The 20,355-nt window shown below is 73.7% G+C and carries 16 protein-coding genes; 8 read left to right on the forward strand and 8 right to left on the reverse strand.

What is annotated here, in order from left to right; genetic code table 11:
- Positions 1–62: 62 nt before the first annotated feature.
- The 5 genes from BKA00_RS10805 to BKA00_RS10825 are packed head-to-tail and all read right to left on the reverse strand — an operon-like array spanning position 63 to position 5,775.
- Entirely contained in the window at positions 63–1,112 is a 1,050-nt protein-coding gene (locus BKA00_RS10805) for a universal stress protein (RefSeq protein WP_185024777.1), read from the reverse strand.
- Positions 1,105–2,571, reverse strand: a complete 1,467-nt coding sequence (locus BKA00_RS10810) for an amino acid permease (protein ID WP_230299145.1) — start codon at positions 2,569–2,571, stop codon at positions 1,105–1,107. Before BKA00_RS10810 ends, BKA00_RS10805 begins: the two co-directional genes overlap by 8 nt.
- Positions 2,568–3,503, reverse strand: coding sequence for a carbamate kinase (gene arcC / locus BKA00_RS10815; RefSeq protein WP_185024778.1), 936 nt, complete (start codon positions 3,501–3,503; stop codon positions 2,568–2,570). Before arcC ends, BKA00_RS10810 begins: the two co-directional genes overlap by 4 nt.
- A 29-nt stretch (positions 3,504–3,532) precedes the next feature.
- The gene (gene argF, locus BKA00_RS10820) at positions 3,533–4,534 is read right to left on the reverse strand and encodes an ornithine carbamoyltransferase (protein WP_185024779.1); all 1,002 of its coding nucleotides are present in this window, start codon (positions 4,532–4,534) and stop codon (positions 3,533–3,535) included.
- Positions 4,534–5,775 (reverse strand): arginine deiminase, encoded by a 1,242-nt coding sequence (locus BKA00_RS10825; protein ID WP_185024780.1) that lies wholly within the window; start codon positions 5,773–5,775, stop codon positions 4,534–4,536. The genes argF and BKA00_RS10825 overlap by 1 nt, the downstream gene beginning before the upstream one ends.
- A gap of 172 nt (positions 5,776–5,947) precedes the next feature.
- On the opposite strand from BKA00_RS10825, the gene BKA00_RS10830 reads away from it, so the two are divergent.
- The 5 genes from BKA00_RS10830 (at position 5,948) to polX (ending at position 11,269) form a co-directional block, all read left to right on the forward strand.
- On the forward strand, positions 5,948–6,874 hold the full coding sequence (locus tag BKA00_RS10830) for an ABC transporter ATP-binding protein (protein ID WP_185024781.1): 927 nt from the start codon (positions 5,948–5,950) through the stop codon (positions 6,872–6,874).
- Between the two features lie 50 nt (positions 6,875–6,924).
- Positions 6,925–7,641 carry an ABC transporter permease gene (locus tag BKA00_RS10835; protein WP_185034009.1) on the forward strand — a complete coding sequence of 239 codons (717 nt, stop codon included), beginning with the start codon at positions 6,925–6,927 and terminating at the stop codon, positions 7,639–7,641.
- Positions 7,642–7,644: 3 nt separating this feature from the next.
- Positions 7,645–8,604 carry an EamA family transporter gene (locus tag BKA00_RS10840; RefSeq protein WP_185024782.1) on the forward strand — a complete coding sequence of 320 codons (960 nt, stop codon included), beginning with the start codon at positions 7,645–7,647 and terminating at the stop codon, positions 8,602–8,604.
- Between the two features lie 70 nt (positions 8,605–8,674).
- A complete protein-coding gene (gene prcB / locus BKA00_RS10845; protein ID WP_185024783.1) occupies positions 8,675–9,511 on the forward strand; it encodes a proteasome subunit beta in 837 nt (278 codons plus the stop codon).
- Between the two features lie 39 nt (positions 9,512–9,550).
- Positions 9,551–11,269 (forward strand): DNA polymerase/3'-5' exonuclease PolX, encoded by a 1,719-nt coding sequence (polX, locus tag BKA00_RS10850; protein WP_185024784.1) that lies wholly within the window; start codon positions 9,551–9,553, stop codon positions 11,267–11,269.
- A gap of 3 nt (positions 11,270–11,272) precedes the next feature.
- Here the strand turns inward: polX and BKA00_RS10855 are convergent, their stop codons facing one another.
- The 3 genes from BKA00_RS10855 to BKA00_RS10865 form a co-directional block, all read right to left on the reverse strand.
- Positions 11,273–12,271 (reverse strand): COX15/CtaA family protein, encoded by a 999-nt coding sequence (locus BKA00_RS10855; RefSeq protein WP_185024785.1) that lies wholly within the window; start codon positions 12,269–12,271, stop codon positions 11,273–11,275.
- 107 nt (positions 12,272–12,378) lie between these two features.
- Positions 12,379–13,602 (reverse strand): PrsW family intramembrane metalloprotease, encoded by a 1,224-nt coding sequence (locus tag BKA00_RS10860; protein WP_185024786.1) that lies wholly within the window; start codon positions 13,600–13,602, stop codon positions 12,379–12,381.
- Positions 13,603–13,688: 86 nt separating this feature from the next.
- A complete protein-coding gene (locus tag BKA00_RS10865; protein WP_185024787.1) occupies positions 13,689–14,678 on the reverse strand; it encodes a heme o synthase in 990 nt (329 codons plus the stop codon).
- 590 nt (positions 14,679–15,268) lie between these two features.
- On the opposite strand from BKA00_RS10865, the gene tkt reads away from it, so the two are divergent.
- The 3 genes from tkt (at position 15,269) to BKA00_RS10880 (ending at position 20,255) form a co-directional block, all read left to right on the forward strand.
- Entirely contained in the window at positions 15,269–17,395 is a 2,127-nt protein-coding gene (tkt, locus tag BKA00_RS10870) for a transketolase (protein ID WP_185024788.1), read from the forward strand.
- Positions 17,396–17,487: 92 nt separating this feature from the next.
- Positions 17,488–18,603 carry a transaldolase gene (gene tal, locus BKA00_RS10875; RefSeq protein WP_185024789.1) on the forward strand — a complete coding sequence of 372 codons (1,116 nt, stop codon included), beginning with the start codon at positions 17,488–17,490 and terminating at the stop codon, positions 18,601–18,603.
- On the forward strand, positions 18,600–20,255 hold the full coding sequence (locus BKA00_RS10880; RefSeq protein ID WP_185024790.1) for a glucose-6-phosphate isomerase: 1,656 nt from the start codon (positions 18,600–18,602) through the stop codon (positions 20,253–20,255). The genes tal and BKA00_RS10880 overlap by 4 nt, the downstream gene beginning before the upstream one ends.
- Positions 20,256–20,355: the final 100 nt, after the last annotated feature.

The raw sequence follows: 20,355 nt of genomic DNA on the forward strand, positions 1-20,355 counted from the left end.
CGTAATTACTTCCCGCGAAACACCGGAACGCCGATGTCGTAGCTCACGCAGGTAAGCCTTACCTAAGTCGGAGCGTCGTCGCCGGAGGGGTCCCCGCCCCGGCCCGAGCCCGTCCCGCGCGGCAGCACCAGCACCGGGCACGGCGCGGCCCGGACGATCTTGCCCGAGCCCTCCCCGAGGAACACCTTGCGCAGCGGCCCATGACGGCCCGGCAGGCAGGCGACGATCTCACCGGGCAGCATATCGACGGCGCCGAGAGTGGCGGCCACCCCGGTCCCGACCTCCGCGAGCCGCTCCACCGGCATCCCGTCCCCCAGGCGCGCCCCGAGCAGGCCCGCGGCCTCCCGCAGCTCCTCGTCGGCCCGGGCGACCTGGCGGTCCAGCGCGCCGCCGACGCCGCCGAGCCCGGCCGCGAGCGCGGCCGGCCGCAACACCAGCGTCAGCAGCCGCATCGGCAGCCCCAGCGTCCGCGCGAGCGCGGCGGCGGCCAGCAGCGGGCCCTCGACATCGCGGCGCGGCCAGAACGCCACGGTCATCCGCTCCAGCCGCCGCGCCGAGCGGTCGGGCCCGAGCGTCCGGTGGTGGCCCAGCGACTCCTCGGCGTATCCGCGCGGCGCCAGCATCACCGGCACCGGCGAGTCGTGCAGGAGCTGGTCGGCGGTGCTGCCGATGGCGATCCGGCCGCGGCGGCCGCCCGGCGCCGAGCCGATCACGACGAGATCGGCGTCCGCCTCCTTCGCGGCCTCGATGAGGCCGCGCCCGGTCCCCCGGTGGGCGCGCGCCCGCAGGTCCAGCTCCGGCCGCGGCACCTGGAGCTCGCCGAGCCGCGCGACGGCCCGCGCCAGCGCCTCCTCGGCCTGGCCCCTGAGGTAGGCGACCCATTCGGCGTCCACCGACGCGGGGCCGTGCGCGGGCCAGGCGGGCGGATAGAGGTTGACGACCGTCAACCGCGCGAGCCGGCTCGACCGGTCCGCCGACCGGACCATCGCGGCCAGGGCGAGGGCGTCGTCGCCGCGCTCGTCGGGCGAGTACCCGACCAGCACGCGCAGCCCGTCCGGTCCCCCGCCGTCCGAGGTACCGCCGTTCGGGGTACTGCCTTTCGGTTCACTCATGCGGGCTCCCTCCGATGGGCCCTCCGGTCCCGGCGGCCAGGCGCGAGTGGCGGCGGCCGTACAGGAAGTAGGCGGCCAGGCCGACGGCGGTCCAGATCGCGAAGACGGTCCAGGTGACGCCGCCGAGTCCGACCATCAGATACACGCAGAGGGCGACGCCGAGTAGCGGCGTCACCGGGTACAGCGGCGCGCGGAAGCTGCGCGGCAGCTCCGGGCGGGTGCGGCGCAGGACGATCACACCGACGCTCACGAGGGCGAACGCGAACAGCGTCCCGATGCTGGTGGCGTCGACGAGCCGGCCGAGGGGGACCACGGCGGCGAGGACCGCGATGAACGCCGCCACGATGACGGTGTTGGCGACCGGCACGCGCCGCCGCGGGCTCACCTTCTGGAAGACGTGCGGGACGAGGCCGTCCCGCGACATCGCGAACAGGATGCGGGTCTGCCCGTACATGACGGTGAGCACGACGCTGGCGATGGCGATCACGGCGCCGAGCGACAGGACCACCGACGGCCACGTCCGCCCGCTCACCGAGTCCAGCACCTGCGCCAGCGAGGCCTCCGAGCCGCTGAGCGAGAACCTCGTCCAGTGCATGGCGCCCACCGCGGCGAGCCCGACCAGCACGTAGACCGCGGTCACGATGGCCAGCGAGAGGATGATCGCGAGAGGCAGGTCGCGGCGCGGGTTCCTGGCCTCCTCGCCGGCGGTGGAGGCGGCGTCGAAGCCGATGTAGGAGAAGAACACCTTCGAGCCCGCCGCGCTGATGCCCGCCCAGCCCATCGGCGCGAACGGGGCCATGTTCCCCGCCCGGAACGCCGTGAAGGCGATCGCGCAGAAGAACAGCAGCACGCCGATCTTGAGGAACACCATGACCGTGTTCGCGGCGGCGCTCTCGGACGTGCCGCGCAGCAGCAGCGCCGTGGCGAACAGCACCACGATCATGGCCGGGACGTTGACGAGGCCGCCCTCGCCCGGCGGGTTGCTGATCTGCGCCGGGATCGTGAAGCCCGCCGCGCCGTCGAGGAAGGCGTTGAGGTAGGAGCCCCAGCCGACCGCCACGGCCGACACCGACACGGCGTACTCCAGCAGCAGGCACCAGCCGCAGACCCAGGCGACCAGCTCGCCCAGCGTCGCGTAGGCGTAGGAGTAGGACGAGCCGGAGACGGGGATCGTCCCGGCCAGCTCGGCGTACGACAGGGCCGAGAACAGGGCGGTGACGGCGGCGAGGACGAACGACAGCACGACCGCGGGCCCGGCCAGCGGGACCGCCTCGCCGAGCACGACGAAGATGCCGGTGCCGAGGGTCGCGCCGACGCTGAACAGGGTGAGCTGCAGCAGGCTCATCGTGCGTTTCAGCTCGCCGCCCTCGCCGTGCCCGCCCTCGGCGACGATCAGGTCGACGGGCTTGGTGCGCAGCAGGCTCCGCGCGAAGGCCCCGGGCGCGGTCCCGGGGGTCACAGGGTGCTCGCCAGCGGCCAGGTGGCGTTGGGGGTGACGATCGTCCCCGCGGTCCCCTCCAGGATGCGCTCGCACTGGTCGAGCGTCCCGATGGCGGCCATGTCGCCCGTCCGCTCGACGAAGCTCACCGCCGCCTCGACCTTCGGGCCCATCGACCCGGCGGGGAAGTCCTCGCCGCGCAGCTCGTACGGCGTCGTGTGGGTGATCTCCTGCTGGTCCGGGGTGCCGAAGCCGCGCATCACGCGGGGCACGTCGGTGAGGATGAGCAGCGCGTCGGCGTCCATGCTCTCGGCGAGGACGGCCGCGGTGAGGTCCTTGTCGACCACCGCCTCGACGCCCTCCAGGCGCCCCACGTCGTTGCGGAAGACCGGGATGCCGCCGCCGCCCGCGCACACCACCACCGTGCCGAGCCGGACCAGCTCCCGGATCAGCCGGGTCTCGATCACCCGCTGCGGCCGCGGGGACGGCACCACGCGGCGCCAGCGGTCCCCGTCGGGCCGGACGGTCCAGCCATACTCGGCGGCGAGCTTCTCCGCCTCCTCCCGCTCGTAGACCTGGCCGACGAACTTGGTGGGGTCCTCGAACGCCGGGTCCACCGCCGACACCAGCGTCTGGTTGATCATCGCCATCACCTGGCGGCCGGGCAGCGCGTTCTGCAGCGACTGGAGCATCCAGTAGCCGATCATGCCCTGGGTCTCGGCGCCGATCGTGTCCAGCGGGTAGGGCCGGGTCAGGTTCGGGTCGTTGACGCTCTCCAGCGCCAGCACCCCGACCTGCGGCCCGTTCCCGTGCGTGATGATCAGCTCGTGCCGCTCGGCCAGCGGCGCCAGCGACCGCACGGCCCGGTCCACGTTGCCGCGCTGGAGCTCGGCGTCGGGCGTCTCCCCCCGCTTGACCAGCGCGTTCCCCCCGAGCGCGACGACCACGCGCATGCGTCCTCCTCCTCCCCGGCGGTCCCGGCTCAGCCGAGCGTCGCCACCATGACCGCCTTGATCGTGTGCATCCTGTTCTCGGCCTCGTCGAAGACGATCGACGACTCGGACTCGAACACCTCGTCGGTGACCTCCAGTGCGTCCAGGCCGGTCCTGCGGTAGATCTCCTCCCCCACGGCGGTCCCCCGGTCATGGAAGGCCGGCAGGCAGTGCATGAACCTGGCGGCGGGGTTGCCGGTCGCGCGCATGACCTCGGCGTTGACCTGGTAGGGCGTGAGCAGCGCGATCCGCTCGTCCCACACCTCGGCCGGCTCGCCCATCGACACCCACACGTCGGTGATGACGAAGTCGGCGCCGCGCACTCCGTCCGCGACGCCCTCGGTGAGGGTGATGGTCGCGCCCGTCCCGGCCGCGACCGCGCGGGACGGCCCGACCACTGTCTCCTCGTCGGGCCAGAGGGCGCGGGGGGCGACGATGCGGACGTCCATACCGAGCAGCGCCCCGGCCGCCACGTAGGAGTGCCCCATGTTGTTGCGCGCGTCGCCCAGGTACGCGTAGGCGACCTGGTGCAGCGGCCTGCCGCCGTGCTCGCGCATGGTGAGCATGTCGGCGAGCATCTGCGTCGGGTGCCACTCGTCGGTCAGGCCGTTCCACACCGGGACGCCCGCGTGCGCGGCCAGTTCCTCGACGCGCCTCTGGCTGGCCCCCCGGTACTCGATGCCGTCGTACATCCGCCCGAGGACGCGCGCCGTGTCCTTGATCGACTCCTTGTGGCCGATCTGCGTGCCGGCGGGGTCGAGGTAGGTGACGTGGGCGCCCTGGTCGTGCGCGGCGACCTCGAACGCGCAGCGGGTGCGGGTGGAGGTCTTCTCGAAGATGAGCGCGATGTTCCTGCCCGCCAGCGCCCGCGTCTCCGTCCCGGCGCGCTTGGCGGCCTTCAGCTCGGCCGCCAGGTCGATGAGGTGCGCGAACTCGTCCGGCGTGAAGTCGAGCTCCCTGAGCAGGCTGCGCCCGCGCAGACCGGCCGCCATCAGGCGTCCCGGACGAGCGGGCAGCTCATGCAGCGCGGGCCCCCGCGGCCCCGGCCGAGCTCGCTTCCCCGGATCGTGATGACCTCGATTTCGTTGCGGGCGAGATGGTTGTTGCTCGTGGCGTTGCGCTCGTAGGCGATCACCACGCCGGGCGCGACGGCCAGGACGTTCGCGCCGTCGTCCCACTGCTCGCGCTCGGCGGCGAACACGTCCTGGGTCGGGGTGAGGACCTTGATGTCGTCCAGCCCGAGCGCGGCGGCGACGGCCCGGTGCATGTCCTCCGCCGGATGGTCGGTGATCTTGAGTTCCTTCTCGTTGTCGCCGGGCTCCACGGTGTGGGACGGCAGCATGCCCATCCCCCCGTACTCGGTGAACACCCCGCGGTCGACCATCGTCATGACCGTGTCCAGGTGCATGAACGCCCGCTTGCGCGGCATCCGCAGGGCGACGATCCGATCGCAGGACCCCGCGGCGAACAGCGACTGGGCCAGCATCTCCACGGCCTGCGGCTGCGTGCGCTCGCTCATCCCCACCAGCACCGCGCCGTTGCCGAGGACCAGCACGTCGCCGCCCTCCAGCGTCGCCGGCGCCATGGCGGTGCCGCGGTTCCACACGTGGTACCCGCCCTCGGCGGGCCGGTCGTACCCGGCGGCGAACAGCGGGTGCCAGCGGTAGATCGCCTCCATGTTCACCGTCTCGCGCATCCGGGCCTTCATACGCATCGTGTTGATCGACACGCCGTCGTAGATCCAGCAGGACGTGTCGCGGGTGAACAGGTGGTTGGGCAGCGGCGGCAGGACGAACCCGTCCATGCCGATGGAGTGGAACGCGATGGACGCCGGCTCCGGCATCCGCTCCAGCATCTCCCGCTTGGTGATGCCCCCGATCAGGAACGCGGCCAGCTCCACCACGTCCATGGCGTCGAAGCAGTTGCGGATGGCGTCGGTGGCCAGCGGGCCGAACCAGTGCGGGTCCACCACCCTGTCGAGGATGTGCCGGCGCGCCTCGGGGATCGTGACTGTCTCGCCCAGCAGGTCGATCAGCAGGTGCGTGCGCACCCCCTGGGCGCGCAGGACGTCCTCGAACTCCTCGTGCTCCTCCACCGCCCGCCGGACCCACAGGACGTCGTCGAACAGCAGCCCGGCGGCGTTGGAGGGGGTGAGCCGCTTCAGCGACAGCTCGGGCCGGTGCAGCAGTACCTCGCGGAGCCGTCCGACCTCCGAATCGACGTGGAACGCCATCCCCACCTCCCCGGAGCCCGGCCGCGGCGCCGCACTCCCCCAGATCGCGGATTCCCCGGGGCACGGCCGCGAAACTAGATCGACTTCCACCGGCCGGCCTGACCGCGGGTTCTCGCGCGGGCGGCCGGGACCGGGCGCGGAGCTGTCGCGGCCCGGACCTAAACTCGTCACCATGACAACCCCCGGAGACGGCGCGGTCGAACTGCGCTCGCTCGCCAAGCGCTACGGCGCGGTGACGGCCGTGGACGGCCTGTCGCTCAGCGCCGCCCGGGGCGCGGTCACCGCGTTGCTCGGCCCGAACGGCGCCGGCAAGACCACCACGATCGAGATCTGCGAGGGGTTCCGGCGGGCCGACGCGGGCACCGTCCGCGTCCTCGGCCTGGACCCCGCCTCCGACGGGCGCGCCCTGCGCCCGCGGGTCGGGGTGATGCCGCAGTCCGGCGGCGTGCCGGGCACCGCGCGGGCCGGCGAGTTCCTGCGGCTCGTCGCCTCGTTCCACACCGTCCCGCTCGACGCCTCCGCCCTGCTGGAGCGGCTCGGCCTCACCGCGCACGCCCGCACCCCGTTCCGGCGCATGTCGGGCGGTCAGCAGCAGCGGCTCTCCCTCGCCGTCGCCCTGGTCGGGCGGCCCGAGCTGGTCTTCCTCGACGAGCCCACCACCGGGCTCGACCCGCAGGCCAGGCACGCCACCTGGGAGCTGATCGGCGAGCTGCGCTCCGCCGGGGTGTCGGTCGTGCTCACCACGCACAACATGGAGGAGGCCGAGCGCCTCTCCGACCACGTCGTGATCGTCGACGGCGGCAGGGTCGTCGCCGAGGGCGCCCCCGAGGAGCTGACCGGCGCCGAGCGGCAGCTGCGCTTCCGCGCCCGTCCCGGCCTCGGCCTGGAGGAGCTGCTCGCGGCCCTGCCCGCCGGGAGCGCCGCCAAGGAGTCGCCCGCCGGGCACTACCTGATCGAGGCCGACGTCCGGCCCGAGCTGCTGGCCACGGTCACCGCCTGGTGCGCCTCGCACGGCGTCATGACCGAGGACCTCCGGATCGAGCGGCGCACGCTGGAGGACGTCTTCCTCGAACTCACCGGACGGGAGCTGCGCTCGTGACCACCCCGCTGGACCTAGCCCCCGCGCCGGGCGCCGCGCCCTTGCCGCGGATGATCCTCTCCCAGGCCGGCTACGAGTTCCGCGCCGTGCTGCGCAACGGTGAGCAGCTGCTGCTCACGCTGATCATCCCGGTGGTGCTGCTCGCGCTGTTCAGCGCCACGTCCCTGGTCGACCTCGGCGCGGGCCGCCGCGTCGACTTCCTCGCCCCCGGCATCCTCGCCCTCGCGGTGATGTCCACCGCGTTCACCGGCCAGGCCATCGGCACCGGCTTCGAGCGGCGCTACGGCGTGCTCAAGCGGCTGGGCGCGACCCCCCTGCCGCGCGGCGGGCTCATCGCCGCCAAGACGCTCAGCGTGGTCGCGGTGGAGGCCGTGCAGGCCGCCGCGGTCTGCGCGGTGGCGCTGGCCCTCGGCTGGCACCCGCACGGCGACCCCGCCTCGGTGATCGTCCTGCTGCTGCTCGGCACCGCCGCGTTCAGCGGGTTCGGGCTGCTCATGGCCGGGACGCTGCGCGCCGAGGCCACCCTCGCGGCCGCCAACCTCGTCTACATCCTGCTCCTGGCCCTGGGCGGCGTCGTCTTCCCGCTGGACCGGTTCCCCGCGGGGGTGCGGTCCGCCCTGGAGCTGCTGCCGATCTCGGCGCTCTCCGACGGGCTGCGCCAGGTCCTCCAGCACGGCGCGGCGTTCCCCGGCAGGCCGCTGGCGGTCCTCGCCGTGTGGGCCGCCGCGGGCCTCGTCCTCGCCGCACGCTTCTTCAAGTGGGAGTAGAGCATGGCCCTGTCCGAGGCACCCGGCTCGTTCGGCGGCGCGTCCGGCCCCGCCCGGCCCTCCCGGGCGCGGGCGCGGTCATCGCGGACCCTGTCGCTCGGGTCGGTGCCGCCGCCCGCGCTGATCCTGCTCGGCATCGTTTCCCTGCAGGTCGGGGCGGGCCTCGCCAAGCACCTGTTCGACCGGCTGCCGCCGAGCGCCGTGGTCACGATGCGGCTGCTGACCTCGGCGATCGTGCTGGGCTTCCTGGCCCGCAAGGCGCTGCGGACCGTCCTGCGCGACCACTCGCGCTCCAGCCTCGCGATCGCCGCGGGCTTCGGGCTGGCGCTGGCGCTGATGAACTTCTCGATCTACCAGTCGTTCTCGCGGATCCCGCTGGGCGTCGCGGTGACGATCGAGTTCCTCGGGCCGCTGCTGGTCTCGATCGCCGCCTCCCGGCGCCCCCGCGACGTGCTGTGGGTCGTGCTGGCGGGGGCCGGCGTCGTCCTGCTGGCCAGGGGCGGCAACGGCGCCCTCGACCCGGTCGGCATCGCGTTCGCGCTGCTGGCGGGGGTGTGCTGGGCGGGCTACATCCTGCTCACCGCCGCGACCGGTAAGCGGTTCCCCGGCTCCACCGGCCTGGCGCTCGCCAGCGTCGTCGGGACCGTCGCCATCCTTCCGCTCGGCGTCGCGTCCGCGGGCACCGCCCTGCTGGACCCGCGGCTGCTGCTGATCGGCCTCGGAGTGGGCCTGCTGTCGTCGGTGATCCCGTACTCGCTCGAACTGGAGGCGCTGCGGCGGATGCCCGCCCGCGTCTTCGGGATCCTCATGAGCCTGGAGCCCGCCGTGGCGGCGCTCGTCGGGACGGCGCTGCTCGGCGAGATCCTCACGGCGCGCCAGTGGGCCGCGATCTGCTGCGTCATCGTCGCCTGCGCGGGCGCGACCCGCGGCCAGAAGGAGCCGCCCGAGGCCCCCGAGGCCTGAACGGTGGCGGCCCGTGTGGCAGCGTGGAAGGATCGGGACGTCGCGATCATCAAGCCGGAGAGGAGCCGCCGTGATCGGCCGGAGCGAGGACCAGGGGATTCCGCCCGAGTTCTTCGAGGCGGGGTCGGCGTCGTTCGTCGACTTCCTGCGCCTGCACTCCCCTGAGCTGCTGCCCGTCAACCGGGTGCCCGAGGGGGACGCGCCCGAGCTGCCGCACGGGACGACGGTCCTGGCGCTGACGTTCCCCGGCGGCGTGATGATGGCCGGCGACCGGCGCGCCACCCAGGGCCACCGCATCGCCTACCGCGAGCTCGCCAAGGTGCAGCGCGCCGACGAGTACTCCGCCGTCGCCTTCGCGGGAACGGTCGGGCTGGCGCTGGAGATGGTCCGGCTGTTCCAGGTGGAGCTGGAGCACTACGAGAAGATGGAGACCGTCCCGCTGTCGCTGCCGGGCAAGGCCCGACGCCTCGGCGCCGTGATCCAGGCCAACCTCGCGCAGGCCCTGCAGGGCCTCGCGGTCGTCCCGCTGTTCGCGGGCCTCGACCCCGAATCCGGCGAGGGGCGGATCTTCACCTACGACATCACCGGCGCCCCGCAGGAGGCCCGCGGCTTCCACGCGGACGGCTCCGGCTCCCCGTACGCGGCCGGCGCGCTGAAGAAGCTCTACCGGGACGACCTGTCCCTGGAGGACGCCGCCACCGCGTGCGTCCAGGCCCTCTACGACGCGGCCGACGACGACACCGCCACCGGCGGCCCCGACCCGGCGCGGCGCATCTACCCGACGATCGCGGTCGTCACCGCCGACGGCTACCGGAGGCTGCCCGACGAGCAGGTGGCGGCGATCTCCGAGGAGGTCGTGCGCGGCCGGACCGAGCGTCCCGGCGGGCCCGTCGCGCCCCTGCGCTGAGCGCCCGAAACCGTCGTACCCGGCTTCTAGACTCACCCCATGGCACGGGCGAACGACGAGGCTGCGGCACTCATCCAGGAACTGGCCGACCTGCTGGCCATCACGGGCGGCGACGCGTTCAAGATCAGGGCGTACGAGAGGGCGGCGCGGGCGGTCGCGGGCCACCCGGGCGACATCGCCGGGCTCGGCCTGACCGGGCTGCGCGAGATCCCGGGGGTGGGGGACGCGATCGCCAAGAAGCTCCTCGACTACAACACCACCGGCACGATCCGGCAGGTGGAGGAGCTGCGCACGCAGATCCCGGCCGGGGTCCGCGCCCTGACCGCCATCCCCACGCTCGGCCCGAAGAAGGCCCTCGCCGTCTACGAGGCGCTCGGCGTCTCCTCGGTCGACGAGCTGGCCGCCGCCGTCGATGAGGGCCGGCTCCGCGGGCTCAAGGGCTTCGGCGCCAAGACCGAGGAGAACATCCGCCACGGCATCGAGCTGATGCGCGGCGCCGGCGAGCGCGTCCTGGTCGACGCCGCGGCGGGCGTCGCCGACGAGGTCGTCGCCGCCCTGTCCGCGCTCCCCCAGGTGGAGCGCTGCGCCCACGCCGGCTCGCTGCGCCGGATGCGCGAGACGATCGGCGACGTGGACGTGCTGGCGGCCTCCCGCGACCCGCGCCCGATCATGGAGGCGTTCACCGCGCTCCCGTTCGCCGCGGAGGTGGTCGCGGGCGGCGACAAGAAGACCTCGATCCGCACCGCCCAGGGGCTCCAGGTCGACCTGCGCGTCGTCCCGCCCGAGTCGTGGGGCGCCGCGCTCCAGTACTTCACCGGCTCGCAGGCCCACAACATCCGCACCCGGGAGATCGCCGTGAAGGCGGGGCTCAGGCTCTCGGAGTACGGGCTGTTCGACGCCCGCACCGACGAGCTGATCGTGTCCCGAACCGAGGAGGAGGTCTACGAGCGCCTCGGCCTGCCCTGGGTCCACCCCGCCCTCCGCGAGGACGCCGGCGAGATCGAGGCCGCGCTGAAGGACGAGCTGCCCCGCCTGGTGACCGTCGAGGACCTGCGCGGCGACCTGCACAGCCACACCGACCTGACCGACGGCGTCGCCTCCCTGGAGGACATGGCCGCCGCCGCGCGGGACCGCGGCCTGGAGTACTACGCGATCACCGACCACGCGCCGAACCTGGTCATGCAGCGCATGACCGACGAGAAGATGCTCGCCCAGCGCGCGCGGATCGCCGAGCTGCGGGAGCGGTTCCCCGGCCTCACGCTGCTGCACGGCACCGAGCTCAACATCGACCCCGACGGCGGCGTCGACTGGGACGCCGACTTCCTGTCGGGCTTCGACGTCTGCGTCGCCTCCGTCCACTCCCACTTCACGCAGGACGAGGCGAGCATGACGCGGCGGCTCGTCCGCGCGTGCGAGAACCCCCACGTCCACGTGATCGGCCATCCCACCGCCCGCAGCATCGGCCGACGGGCGCCGGTGAACGCCGACTGGGACGAGGTGTTCCGCGCCGCCGCCCGCACCGGCACCGCGATGGAGATCGACTCCTTCCCCGACCGCCTCGACCTGCCCGCCGACCTGGTCCGGCGCGCGAAGCGGTTCGGCGTGAAGTTCGCCGTCGACACCGACGCCCACTCCGTCGGCCACCACCGCAACATCCGCTACGGCATCGGCACCGCCCAGCGGGGCTGGCTGACCCCCGACGACGTCATCAACACCTGGCCGCTGGAGCGCCTCCGCGAGTTCCTGCGCAAGACCTGAGGGTCAGGCGGGCTGGGCCGCCTCGGCGGGCCGCGGGGCCGCCGGGGCCGGCTCCGCGGCGGCGGGGGCGTGGCCCCGGTCGCGCAGCGCGAAGAACAGGCGGAACGCCGCTAGCCACATCAGCACCGCGCCGAGCATGTGCAGCAGCACCAGCCCGGCGGGGACACCGAGGAAGTACTGGACGTAGCCGACGGCGCCCTGCAGCACGATCAGCACCGCCAGCTCGTGGGCGCGGCGGCGGGCGGCGGCGGGCGCCCCCGTGCGGTGCAGGACCACGATGGCCAGCACCGTCAGCGCGATCGTGAGCCATGCCAGCTCGCCGTGGATCCGGGCGACATCGGTGATGTCGAAGCCGTAGCGGCGCGACTCGGCGTCGCCCGCGTGCGGGCCGGTGCCGGTGACGACGGTGCCCGCGACGAGCACGGCGGCGCAGGAGACCAGCAGCGCGGCGGCGAGGCGGCGGGTCCAGGGCCCGGCGAGCGGCCGGGGCGGCGCGTCGCCCTCCCCCGCGCGGATCCACAGCGCGACGCAGAACACCAGCAGGGCCGGCGAGACCAGGAAGTGCAGCGAGACGGCCGCCGGGTGCAGCTTGGTCAGCACGACGATGCCGCCGATCACCGCCTGGGCGACCACGCTCATCGGCTGGGCCAGCGCCCACCACACCAGGCTCCGGCGGCGCGGCCGCAGCCGCAGCGCGGCGACGAACACCAGCACGCCCACGCCCAGCACCACGAAGGTGATCAGCCGGTTGCCGAACTCGATCGACATGTTGAGCACGTGGTGCTCGGGGTTGTGGGTCGGCACGAGGCTGTCGCCGGAGCAGCGCGGCCAGTCGGGGCAGCCGAGCCCGGACTTGGTGACGCGGACGGCGCCGCCGCTGACGACGATCACCACGTTGCCGATGACGCCGATCAGCGCGAGCAGCCGCAGGGACGCGGGCGTCGGGCGCCACACGGCGTTCCAGGTCCGGACCAGGGGGTTGGACGACTCTCGCTCTGCCACGGCATCAATCGTATGGCCGGGTCCCCGTGGCCGTGACCCGGCCCCCGCCCGCGCCCGCCCCGCCCGCGCCCGCCCCGCTCTTGCCACGCTCCGGCCGCGCCCGCGGATCAGGTGCCGTACGGGCCCGGCGGCCGCGGCGGCAGGAAGCCCGAGGGGCCCTGGTGCGCCCACGGCGGCCCGGACCGCAGCCCCGCGCCGGGACGCGGCGGGGTGCGCAGGAACGCCTGCCTGGCCAGCGACATCAGTTCGAGCAGCGAGTCGCGGCGGGTCACGAACCAGCGCTGGTCCGCGACGCCCCGGTCGGCGCGCTTGTGCAGCAGCGCCAGCTCCGTCGCGGCGAGCTGGTAGTCGACCATCGCGCGTGCGGCGGGGGCGCCGCCGACCGAGCGGGCCCAGCGGCGGGCGGCGCGGCGGGAGGGGATGGAGCGCAGCATCCGCACGTCCTGCGGCGTCACCAGGCCCGTCCCCCCGTACATCGGCAGGTAGGCCTCGATGCGGCGCACGGTGCCGCGCCGCTCGACGAACACGATGACGATCAGCGCGACCAGGACGCAGAAGTCGAGCAGGTAGACGACGCCGAGACCGGCGAGCCCGAACGCGGCGGCGCCGTTCCAGAGCCCGTGCAGCACCATCGCGCCGAGCAGCCCGGCGAGCGGCGCGACGATCTGGCCGCGCCGGTGCGTGGCGGCGTAGGCGACGCCGAGACCGGTCATCGAGGTGAACAGCGGGTGGCTGAGCGGCGCGATGAGGCCGCGCAGGATGAACACCGCCTGGAGCTGCTGCGCGCCGCCGTCCTCGAACGCCCGCATGTAGTAGGTGATGTTCTCCATCATGGCGAAGCCGAGCCCGACCATGGCGGCGTACATGATCCCGTCGGCGAACCCGTCGATCTCGTTGCGGCGGAACCACAGCATGCCGAACAGGACGGCGCCCTTGAGCGTCTCCTCGATGATCGGCGCGCCGATGGCGGCGCTGACGAAGTGGCCCTCCGTCTCGCCGAAGATGGGCACGGTCACGTACAGCATCCCGGCGGTGTTGAGCACGAGGGCGCCCAGCACGGCGACCCCCGCGCCCCACATGAACGAGAAGGCCAGGGCGCGCGGCGGCTCGGGCTCCAGCCGGTCGAGGGTGAGGGACAGGGCGATCAGCACGGGGATCGGCAGGATGGCGAGGAGCACCCCGACCCAGAAGCCGGCCCCGCCGAGCGCGGCGTCCGTGCCGAGCGCGACGACCGCGCACAGCCCGGACACGGTCATGCCGAGGATCAGGCCTACCGGGGGCCGCCCGGGGACACGGCCTTCGAGCACCGCCTTGGGATCCATGCTCGCCATACCGCGAAGCGTAACGGCAGGTCGCACCGATCGCTAAGGCGCCCGCGCTCCCGCGCGCGGGAGCGCGCCGGCCAGTGCGGCGCCGGTCAGTACAGGAGCGGGTCGACCGCCACGGCGGTGAACAGCAGCGCCAGGTAGACGTTCGACAGGTGGAAGAAGCGCATCGGCCGCAGGTGGACGCCGGTGACCCCGGCGCGCACGGCCTTCAGCAGCCGGTGCCCCTCGGCCAGGAAGACCAGGCCGAGCACCACGGCGACGGCGCCGTACACCGGGCCCATCCCGGCGACGGGCCACAGCAGCAGGGAGCAGGCGACGGTCGCGTAGGTGTACACGAGGCTCTCGACGATGACGCGGCGCTCGGACGCCACGACCGGCAGCATCGGGACCTTGGCGACGGCGTAGTCCTCGCGGTAGCGCATCGCGAGCGTCCAGGTGTGCGGCGGCGTCCAGAGGAACACCACGCCGAACAGGACGAGCGGCGTCCACGCGACGCTCCCGGTGATGGCGGCCCAGCCGATGAGGACGGGCATGCACCCGGCGATGCCGCCCCACACGACGTTCTGCGAGGTGCGCCGCTTGAGCAGGAGGGAGTAGACGAAGACGTAGAACAGGATCGCGAACAGCGAGCCGGCCGCGGCGACCGGGTTGACCGCGAGCAGGAACCCCACCGTGGACAGGACCGCGAGCGTCACTCCGAAGATCAGGGCGCGGGCCGGGGTCACCTGGTGGCGGGCCAGCGGCCGGCGCCGGGTGCGGCGCATCTTGGCGTCGATGTCGCGGTCGATGTAGCAGTTGATCGCGTTGGCGGCGCCGGCGGACATCGTGCCGAACGCCAGCGTCAGCAGCACCGTGGACAGCGGCGGGACGCCCCGGTCCGCCAGGAACATCACCGGGATGGTCGTGATCAGGAGCAGCTCGATCACGCGCGGCTTGGTCAGCGCCACATAGGCGCGCACGCTCGCGCCGGGCGTGCGCCTGGCGGCCCCCTCGGCGGGGGACGGCGCGAGCCCGGACGCGGGCGCCTCCGGCACCTGCTCGTCCAGGTCGATCCCGCGCTTGTTACTGAGCACCGTCACAATCGGGTCCACGTCTGACTAGGGATGAGAAATCGGTACCACCCTGGCGGTGCCCCGCGATCGGGCCGGCCTCGGCTGGGTGCGACTTCGGCTGGGTCGTCTTGCCGCGGCCGCTGGCGTCAGCCGCGCAATCACTGTAGTCCGCCCCCTCGGGGGTGCGCGCACCGGGTCGCCGGACGCGCCGTGCGCGACCGGCGGGACGCGCCCCGCGCGGCGGACCGGACGCGCCCCGAGCGGGTCCGGCCGGACCGCCCGGACCCGGGGCGACCTCGGATCACCCGCCGGATCACCCGTGCGGGGGGTTAGTCCGCCGGGCGTTCGGGCAAGGGTGCATGAAGCGTCGCGGCCCGATGCCCGGCTCGGGGGCAGCGGTCCTCCGCCCCCGCCTGCTGCCGCCCTCCCGCGCGATAGGCTCGCGGCTGGGCGCGGGCATGATCTTCGCGACCGCGCCCGTGCGGCCGTGCGGGGCGGGGGGAAGAGGCGCCGCACCGCCGGGCGTTGTCCTGAGCGGGGGTCGTCTGCGGGGCCGCCGGCGCACAACATTACAGAGTGGTTCTTTGACATCGGTTCGAGAGGAGCCTGGCGTTTCCGTGAGCAGGGACAACAGCACGTTTGAGTGGTCCGACCAGGACCGGCGCGCGGTGGACGTGATCCGCGCCCTCGCCATGGACGCGGTCGAGGAGGCGGGCTCGGGTCACCCAGGGACGGCGATGAGCCTCGCGCCGGCCGCCTACCTTCTCTTCCAGCGGTTCCTGCGGCACGACCCGACGGACCCGCACTGGGCCGGGCGGGACAGGTTCGTGTTGTCCTGCGGACACTCCAGCCTGACCCTTTACATCCAGCTGTACCTGTCGGGCTACCCGATGACGCTGGACGACCTGAAGTCGCTGCGCAAGTGGGGCAGCCTCACGCCCGGCCACCCCGAGTACGGCCACACCGCGGGCGTGGAGACCACCACCGGGCCCCTCGGGCAGGGCATCGCCAACGCCGTGGGCATGGCGATGGCGGCCCGCCGCGAGCGCGGCCTGTTCGACCCGGACGCGCCGGAGGGCGAGTCCCCCTTCGACCACACCGTCTGGGCCTTCGCGTCCGACGGCGACATCGAGGAGGGCATCAGCCACGAGGCGAGCGCGCTCGCGGCCCACCAGCGCCTGGGCAACCTGGTCCTGCTCTATGACGACAACCACATCTCCATCGAGGACGACACGGCGATCGCGCTGTCGGAGGACGTGCGCGCCCGGTACGCCGCCTACGGCTGGGACGTCCACCACGTCGACTGGACCCAGGACGGCGACTACGAGGAGAACGTCGCCGCGCTGGCGAAGGCGCTCGCCGCGGCCAAGGCCGACACGTCCCGCCCGTCCTTCATCGCGCTGCGCACGATCATCGGCTGGCCGGCGCCGAACAAGAAGAACACCGGCAAGATCCACGGTTCGGCGCTCGGCGCGGACGAGGTCGCCGCGACCAAGCAGATCCTCGGCATGGACCCGGCCGAGAGCTTCCAGGTTCCCGAGGACGTGCTGGCCCACGCCCGCGCCGTGTCCGACCGGGGCCGCGCCGACCACGCCGAGTGGAACAAGGCGTTCGAGGCGTGGCGCTCGGCGAACCCGGAGCGGGCCGCGGAGTACGACCGGATCTCCTCGCGGACGCTGCCGGCCGGCTGGGAGAGCGCGCTGCCGCGGTTCGAGGCGGGCAAGTCCATCGCGACCCGCGCGGCGTCCGGGGAGGTGCTGGCGTCGCTCGCGCCGGTGCTGCCGGAGCTGTGGGGCGGCTCGGCCGACCTCGCGGAGAGCAACAACACGACGATGAAGGGCGAGCCGTCCTTCGTCCCGGAGGAGTTCCAGACCAAGGAGTTCCCCGGCCACCGCTACGGCCGCACGCTGCACTTCGGCGTCCGCGAGCACGCGATGGCCGCGATCTGCAACGGCATCGCGCTGCACGGCGGGACCCGCCCCTACGGCGGCACGTTCCTGATCTTCAGTGACTACATGCGCCCGGCGGTCCGGCTGGCGGCGCTGATGAAGCTGCCGGTCACCTTCGTCTGGACGCACGACTCGATCGGGCTCGGCGAGGACGGCCCGACCCACCAGCCCGTCGAGCACCTGTGGGCGCTGCGGGCGATCCCCGGCCTGGACGTCGTGCGCCCCGCCGACGCCAACGAGACGGCGGTGGCGTGGCGGACGGTCCTGCAGCACACCGACCGCCCGGCCGGCCTGGCGCTGACCCGGCAGAAGCTGGCGACGCTGGAGCGCGGCGGCGAGATCGCGTCCGCGGAGGGCGCCGCCCGGGGCGGTTACGTGCTGGCCGACGCCGACGGCGGGCACCCCGAGGTGATCATCATCGCGACCGGCAGCGAGGTGGAGCTGGCGCTGCAGGCGCGCGAGACGCTGCAGTCCGAGGGCACCCCCACCCGCGTGGTGTCGATGCCGTGCGTGGAGTGGTTCGAGGAGCAGACCGACGCCTACCGGCAGGAGGTGCTGCCGCCGGGCGTGCGCGCCCGGGTGTCGGTCGAGGCCGGCGTGGCGCTCGGCTGGCGCGGCTACGTCGGCGACGCCGGCGAGTCGGTGAGCCTGGAGCACTTCGGCGCCTCGGCCGACTACAAGACCCTGTTCCTGCAGTTCGGCATCACGCCCGAGCGGGTGGTGGCGGCGGCCAAGGCCAGCCTCATCAGGGCCGGCGTGCGCAACGCCGGGCAGGGCGAGACGACCGGCAACTGAGTCACGGCCCGCGAGGCGGGCGGCGTCCGCGCACCCCTGGGCGCCGCCCGCCCGCCCCGGCGGGCGATGAAGACGATGACGAGGAGAGAACGATGAGCGACATTCTGAAGGAGCTCTCGGGCGAGGGCGTGTCGATCTGGCTGGACGACATCAGCCGCGAGCGGCTGCGCACGGGCAACCTGGCGGAGCTGGTCAAGGACAAGCACGTCGTCGGCGTCACGTCCAACCCGACGATCTTCGCGAAGGCGCTGAGCAAGGGCGACGCCTACGACGAGCAGGTCCGCGACCTCGCGGTGCGCGGCGTGGACGTCGAGGAGGCGTCCCGCGCGATCACCACCTACGACATCCGGTGGGGCTGCGACGTGCTGCGCCCGGTCTACGACCGGACGGAGGGCCTGGACGGCCGCGTGTCGATCGAGGTCGACCCGCGGGTGGCCCGCGACACCCGCCGCACCATCGCCGAGGCGCGGGCGCTGTGGTGGATGGTGGACCGGCCCAACCTGTTCATCAAGATCCCGGCGACGGAGGAGGGCCTGCCGGCGATCACGGCGGTGCTGGCCGAGGGCATCAGCGTGAACGTGACGCTGATCTTCTCGCTGGAGCGCTACGGCAAGGTCATCGACGCGTACTTCGCCGGGCTGGAGAAGGCCCGGGAGAACGGCCACGACCTGTCGAAGATCGCCTCGGTGGCCTCGTTCTTCGTCAGCCGGGTGGACACCGAGATCGACAAGCGGCTCGACAAGATCGGCTCGGACGAGGCGAAGGCGCTGCGCTCCAAGGCGGGCCTCGCCAACGCCCGGCTCGCCTACGCGCTGTACGAGGAGAAGTCCGGCACCGACCGGTGGAAGGCGCTCAAGGACGCCGGGGCGCGCCCCCAGCGGCCGCTGTGGGCCTCGACCGGCGTGAAGGACCCCGACCTCAACGACACCCTGTACGTGGACGAGCTGGTCGCGCCGGGCACCGTCAACACGATGCCGGAGGCGACGCTGGTGGCCGAGGCCGACCACGGCCAGGTCCGCGGCGACACCGTCCGGGGCGCCTACGACGACGCCCGCGCGCACATGGCGGCGCTGAAGGACGCCGGCGTCGACTACGACGACGTCGTACGGGTGCTGGAGGAGGAGGGCGTCGAGAAGTTCGAGGCGTCCTGGAAGGAGCTCCTCGACACCATCACCGGCGAGCTGGAGTCCAAGAAGGCCGGCGCGTGACCTCGGTGGTGACCGCCGGGGGGATCTCGGTCACCATCCGCGGCGCCGTCGTCGACGAGAGCGAGACGGTCCTGGACCGTCTCGTCTCCGACGGCGTGCCCGGCTCGCTCGCGTCCCGCAACGCCAAGCTGTGGGGGCCGGACGCGGCCCCGCTCGCCGCGCGCCGGCTCGGCTGGCTGCGACTGCCGGAGACCTCCCGGTACCTGAACGACCGGCTGTCGGAGCTCGTGGGCGAGGTCCGCTCCGCCGGGCTCGACCGGGTCGTGCTGGTCGCGTCCGGAGGCGCGGCGCCGGCGGCGGAGGCGATCTGCCGGACGGCGGGCGCGGACCTCACCGTCCTCGACACCACCGACCCGCACGAGGTGTCCGCCGTCCTGGCCGCCGGCCTGGACCGGACCGTCGTCGTCGTGGCGGACGAGGGCGTCGAGGCCGAGTCGCTGCGGCGCGTCTTCGGGCGCGCCTTCTCCGAGGCCGGGCTGAAGGGCGCCGAGCTGGCGCGCCGGTTCGTCGTGGTGGCCGAGGAGGGCTCCGGCCTCGAGCGGGCGGCCCGCGACGTCGGGCACCACCTCGTCCCCGCCGAGCCGGACGTCGACGGCCGGTTCGGCGCGCTCGGCGCACGGGCGCTGGTCCCGGCGGCGCTCGCGGGCGTGGACGTCGGGGGCCTGCTGGACGACGCGGCCCGGCTCGCGGCGGTGCTGCGGCAGCCCTACGACAACCCCGCGCTGGCGCTCGGCGCGGCGCTGGCCTCCTCGGCGCTCGGCTCCCGCGACAAGCTGGTGATCGCCGACCTCGGCTCCGGCCTGGACGGCTTCGCCGCGTGGGCGGAGCAGCTGGTCGCGGGGGCGATGGGCAAGGACGGCAAGGGCCTGCTCCCGGTCGTGGTGGAGGGCGTCGACGCGCCCGGCTTCGAGCTGACCGGCGACCTGCGGCGCGTCATCCTCGGCCGCCGCCCGGACGAGCCGGGCCCCGGGCGCGAGGCCGGGGTGAGCGTCGCCGGGCCGCTCGGCGGGCAGTTCCTGCTGTGGGAGTACGCGGTCGCGGTGGCGTGCCGGGTGATCGGGGTCGACCCGTTCACCGAGCCGGACACCGGCGAGTCGCGGGAGAGCACGGCGGCGCTGCTGCGCTCGGAGGAGGGCGCGGCGCCGACGGTGGTGCACCGGCCCCCCGAGCTGGTCGAGGGCGCCGTCGAGGTGCACGCCCCCGAGGACGCGCTGCGGGGCGCCCGAACCCTCACCGAGGCGCTCGACGTCCTCCTGGAGGACGTCCAGGACGGCGGCTACCTCGCGATCCTGGCCTACCTGGACCGGTCCGGTGACGCCGCGGCGGCGGAGCTGAGGCCGCTGCTGGCGGCGCGGGCCGCCAAGGTCCGCCGCAGTCCCGCCCCCGTCACGTTCGGCTGGGGGCCCCGCTACCTGCACGCGGCCGGGCAGTACCACAAGGGCGGCCCGGCGAACGGCGCGTTCCTGCTGGTCACCGGGGCCGTCGTCGGCGACGTCGCGGTGCCGGGCAAGCCCTACAGCCTGGGCGAGCTGCAACTCGCGCAGGCGTTCGGCGACCTGCGGGTGCTGCGCTCGCTCGGCCGTCCCGCCTTCCGGATCCACTTGCGCGACCGCGCCGAGGGCCTCGACCGGCTCGTGGCGGCACTGGGCTGACCGACCGGGTCCGGCCGTGTCGACGCAACGCGACCGGCCGGATCCGGGACGCGACCAAGAAGATCGACGGAGATGGTCGCGAATGCCCTTTCTCTCCTGA

It is taken from the genome of Actinomadura coerulea (assembly GCF_014208105.1).
GTDB lineage: Bacteria > Actinomycetota > Actinomycetes > Streptosporangiales > Streptosporangiaceae > Spirillospora > Spirillospora coerulea.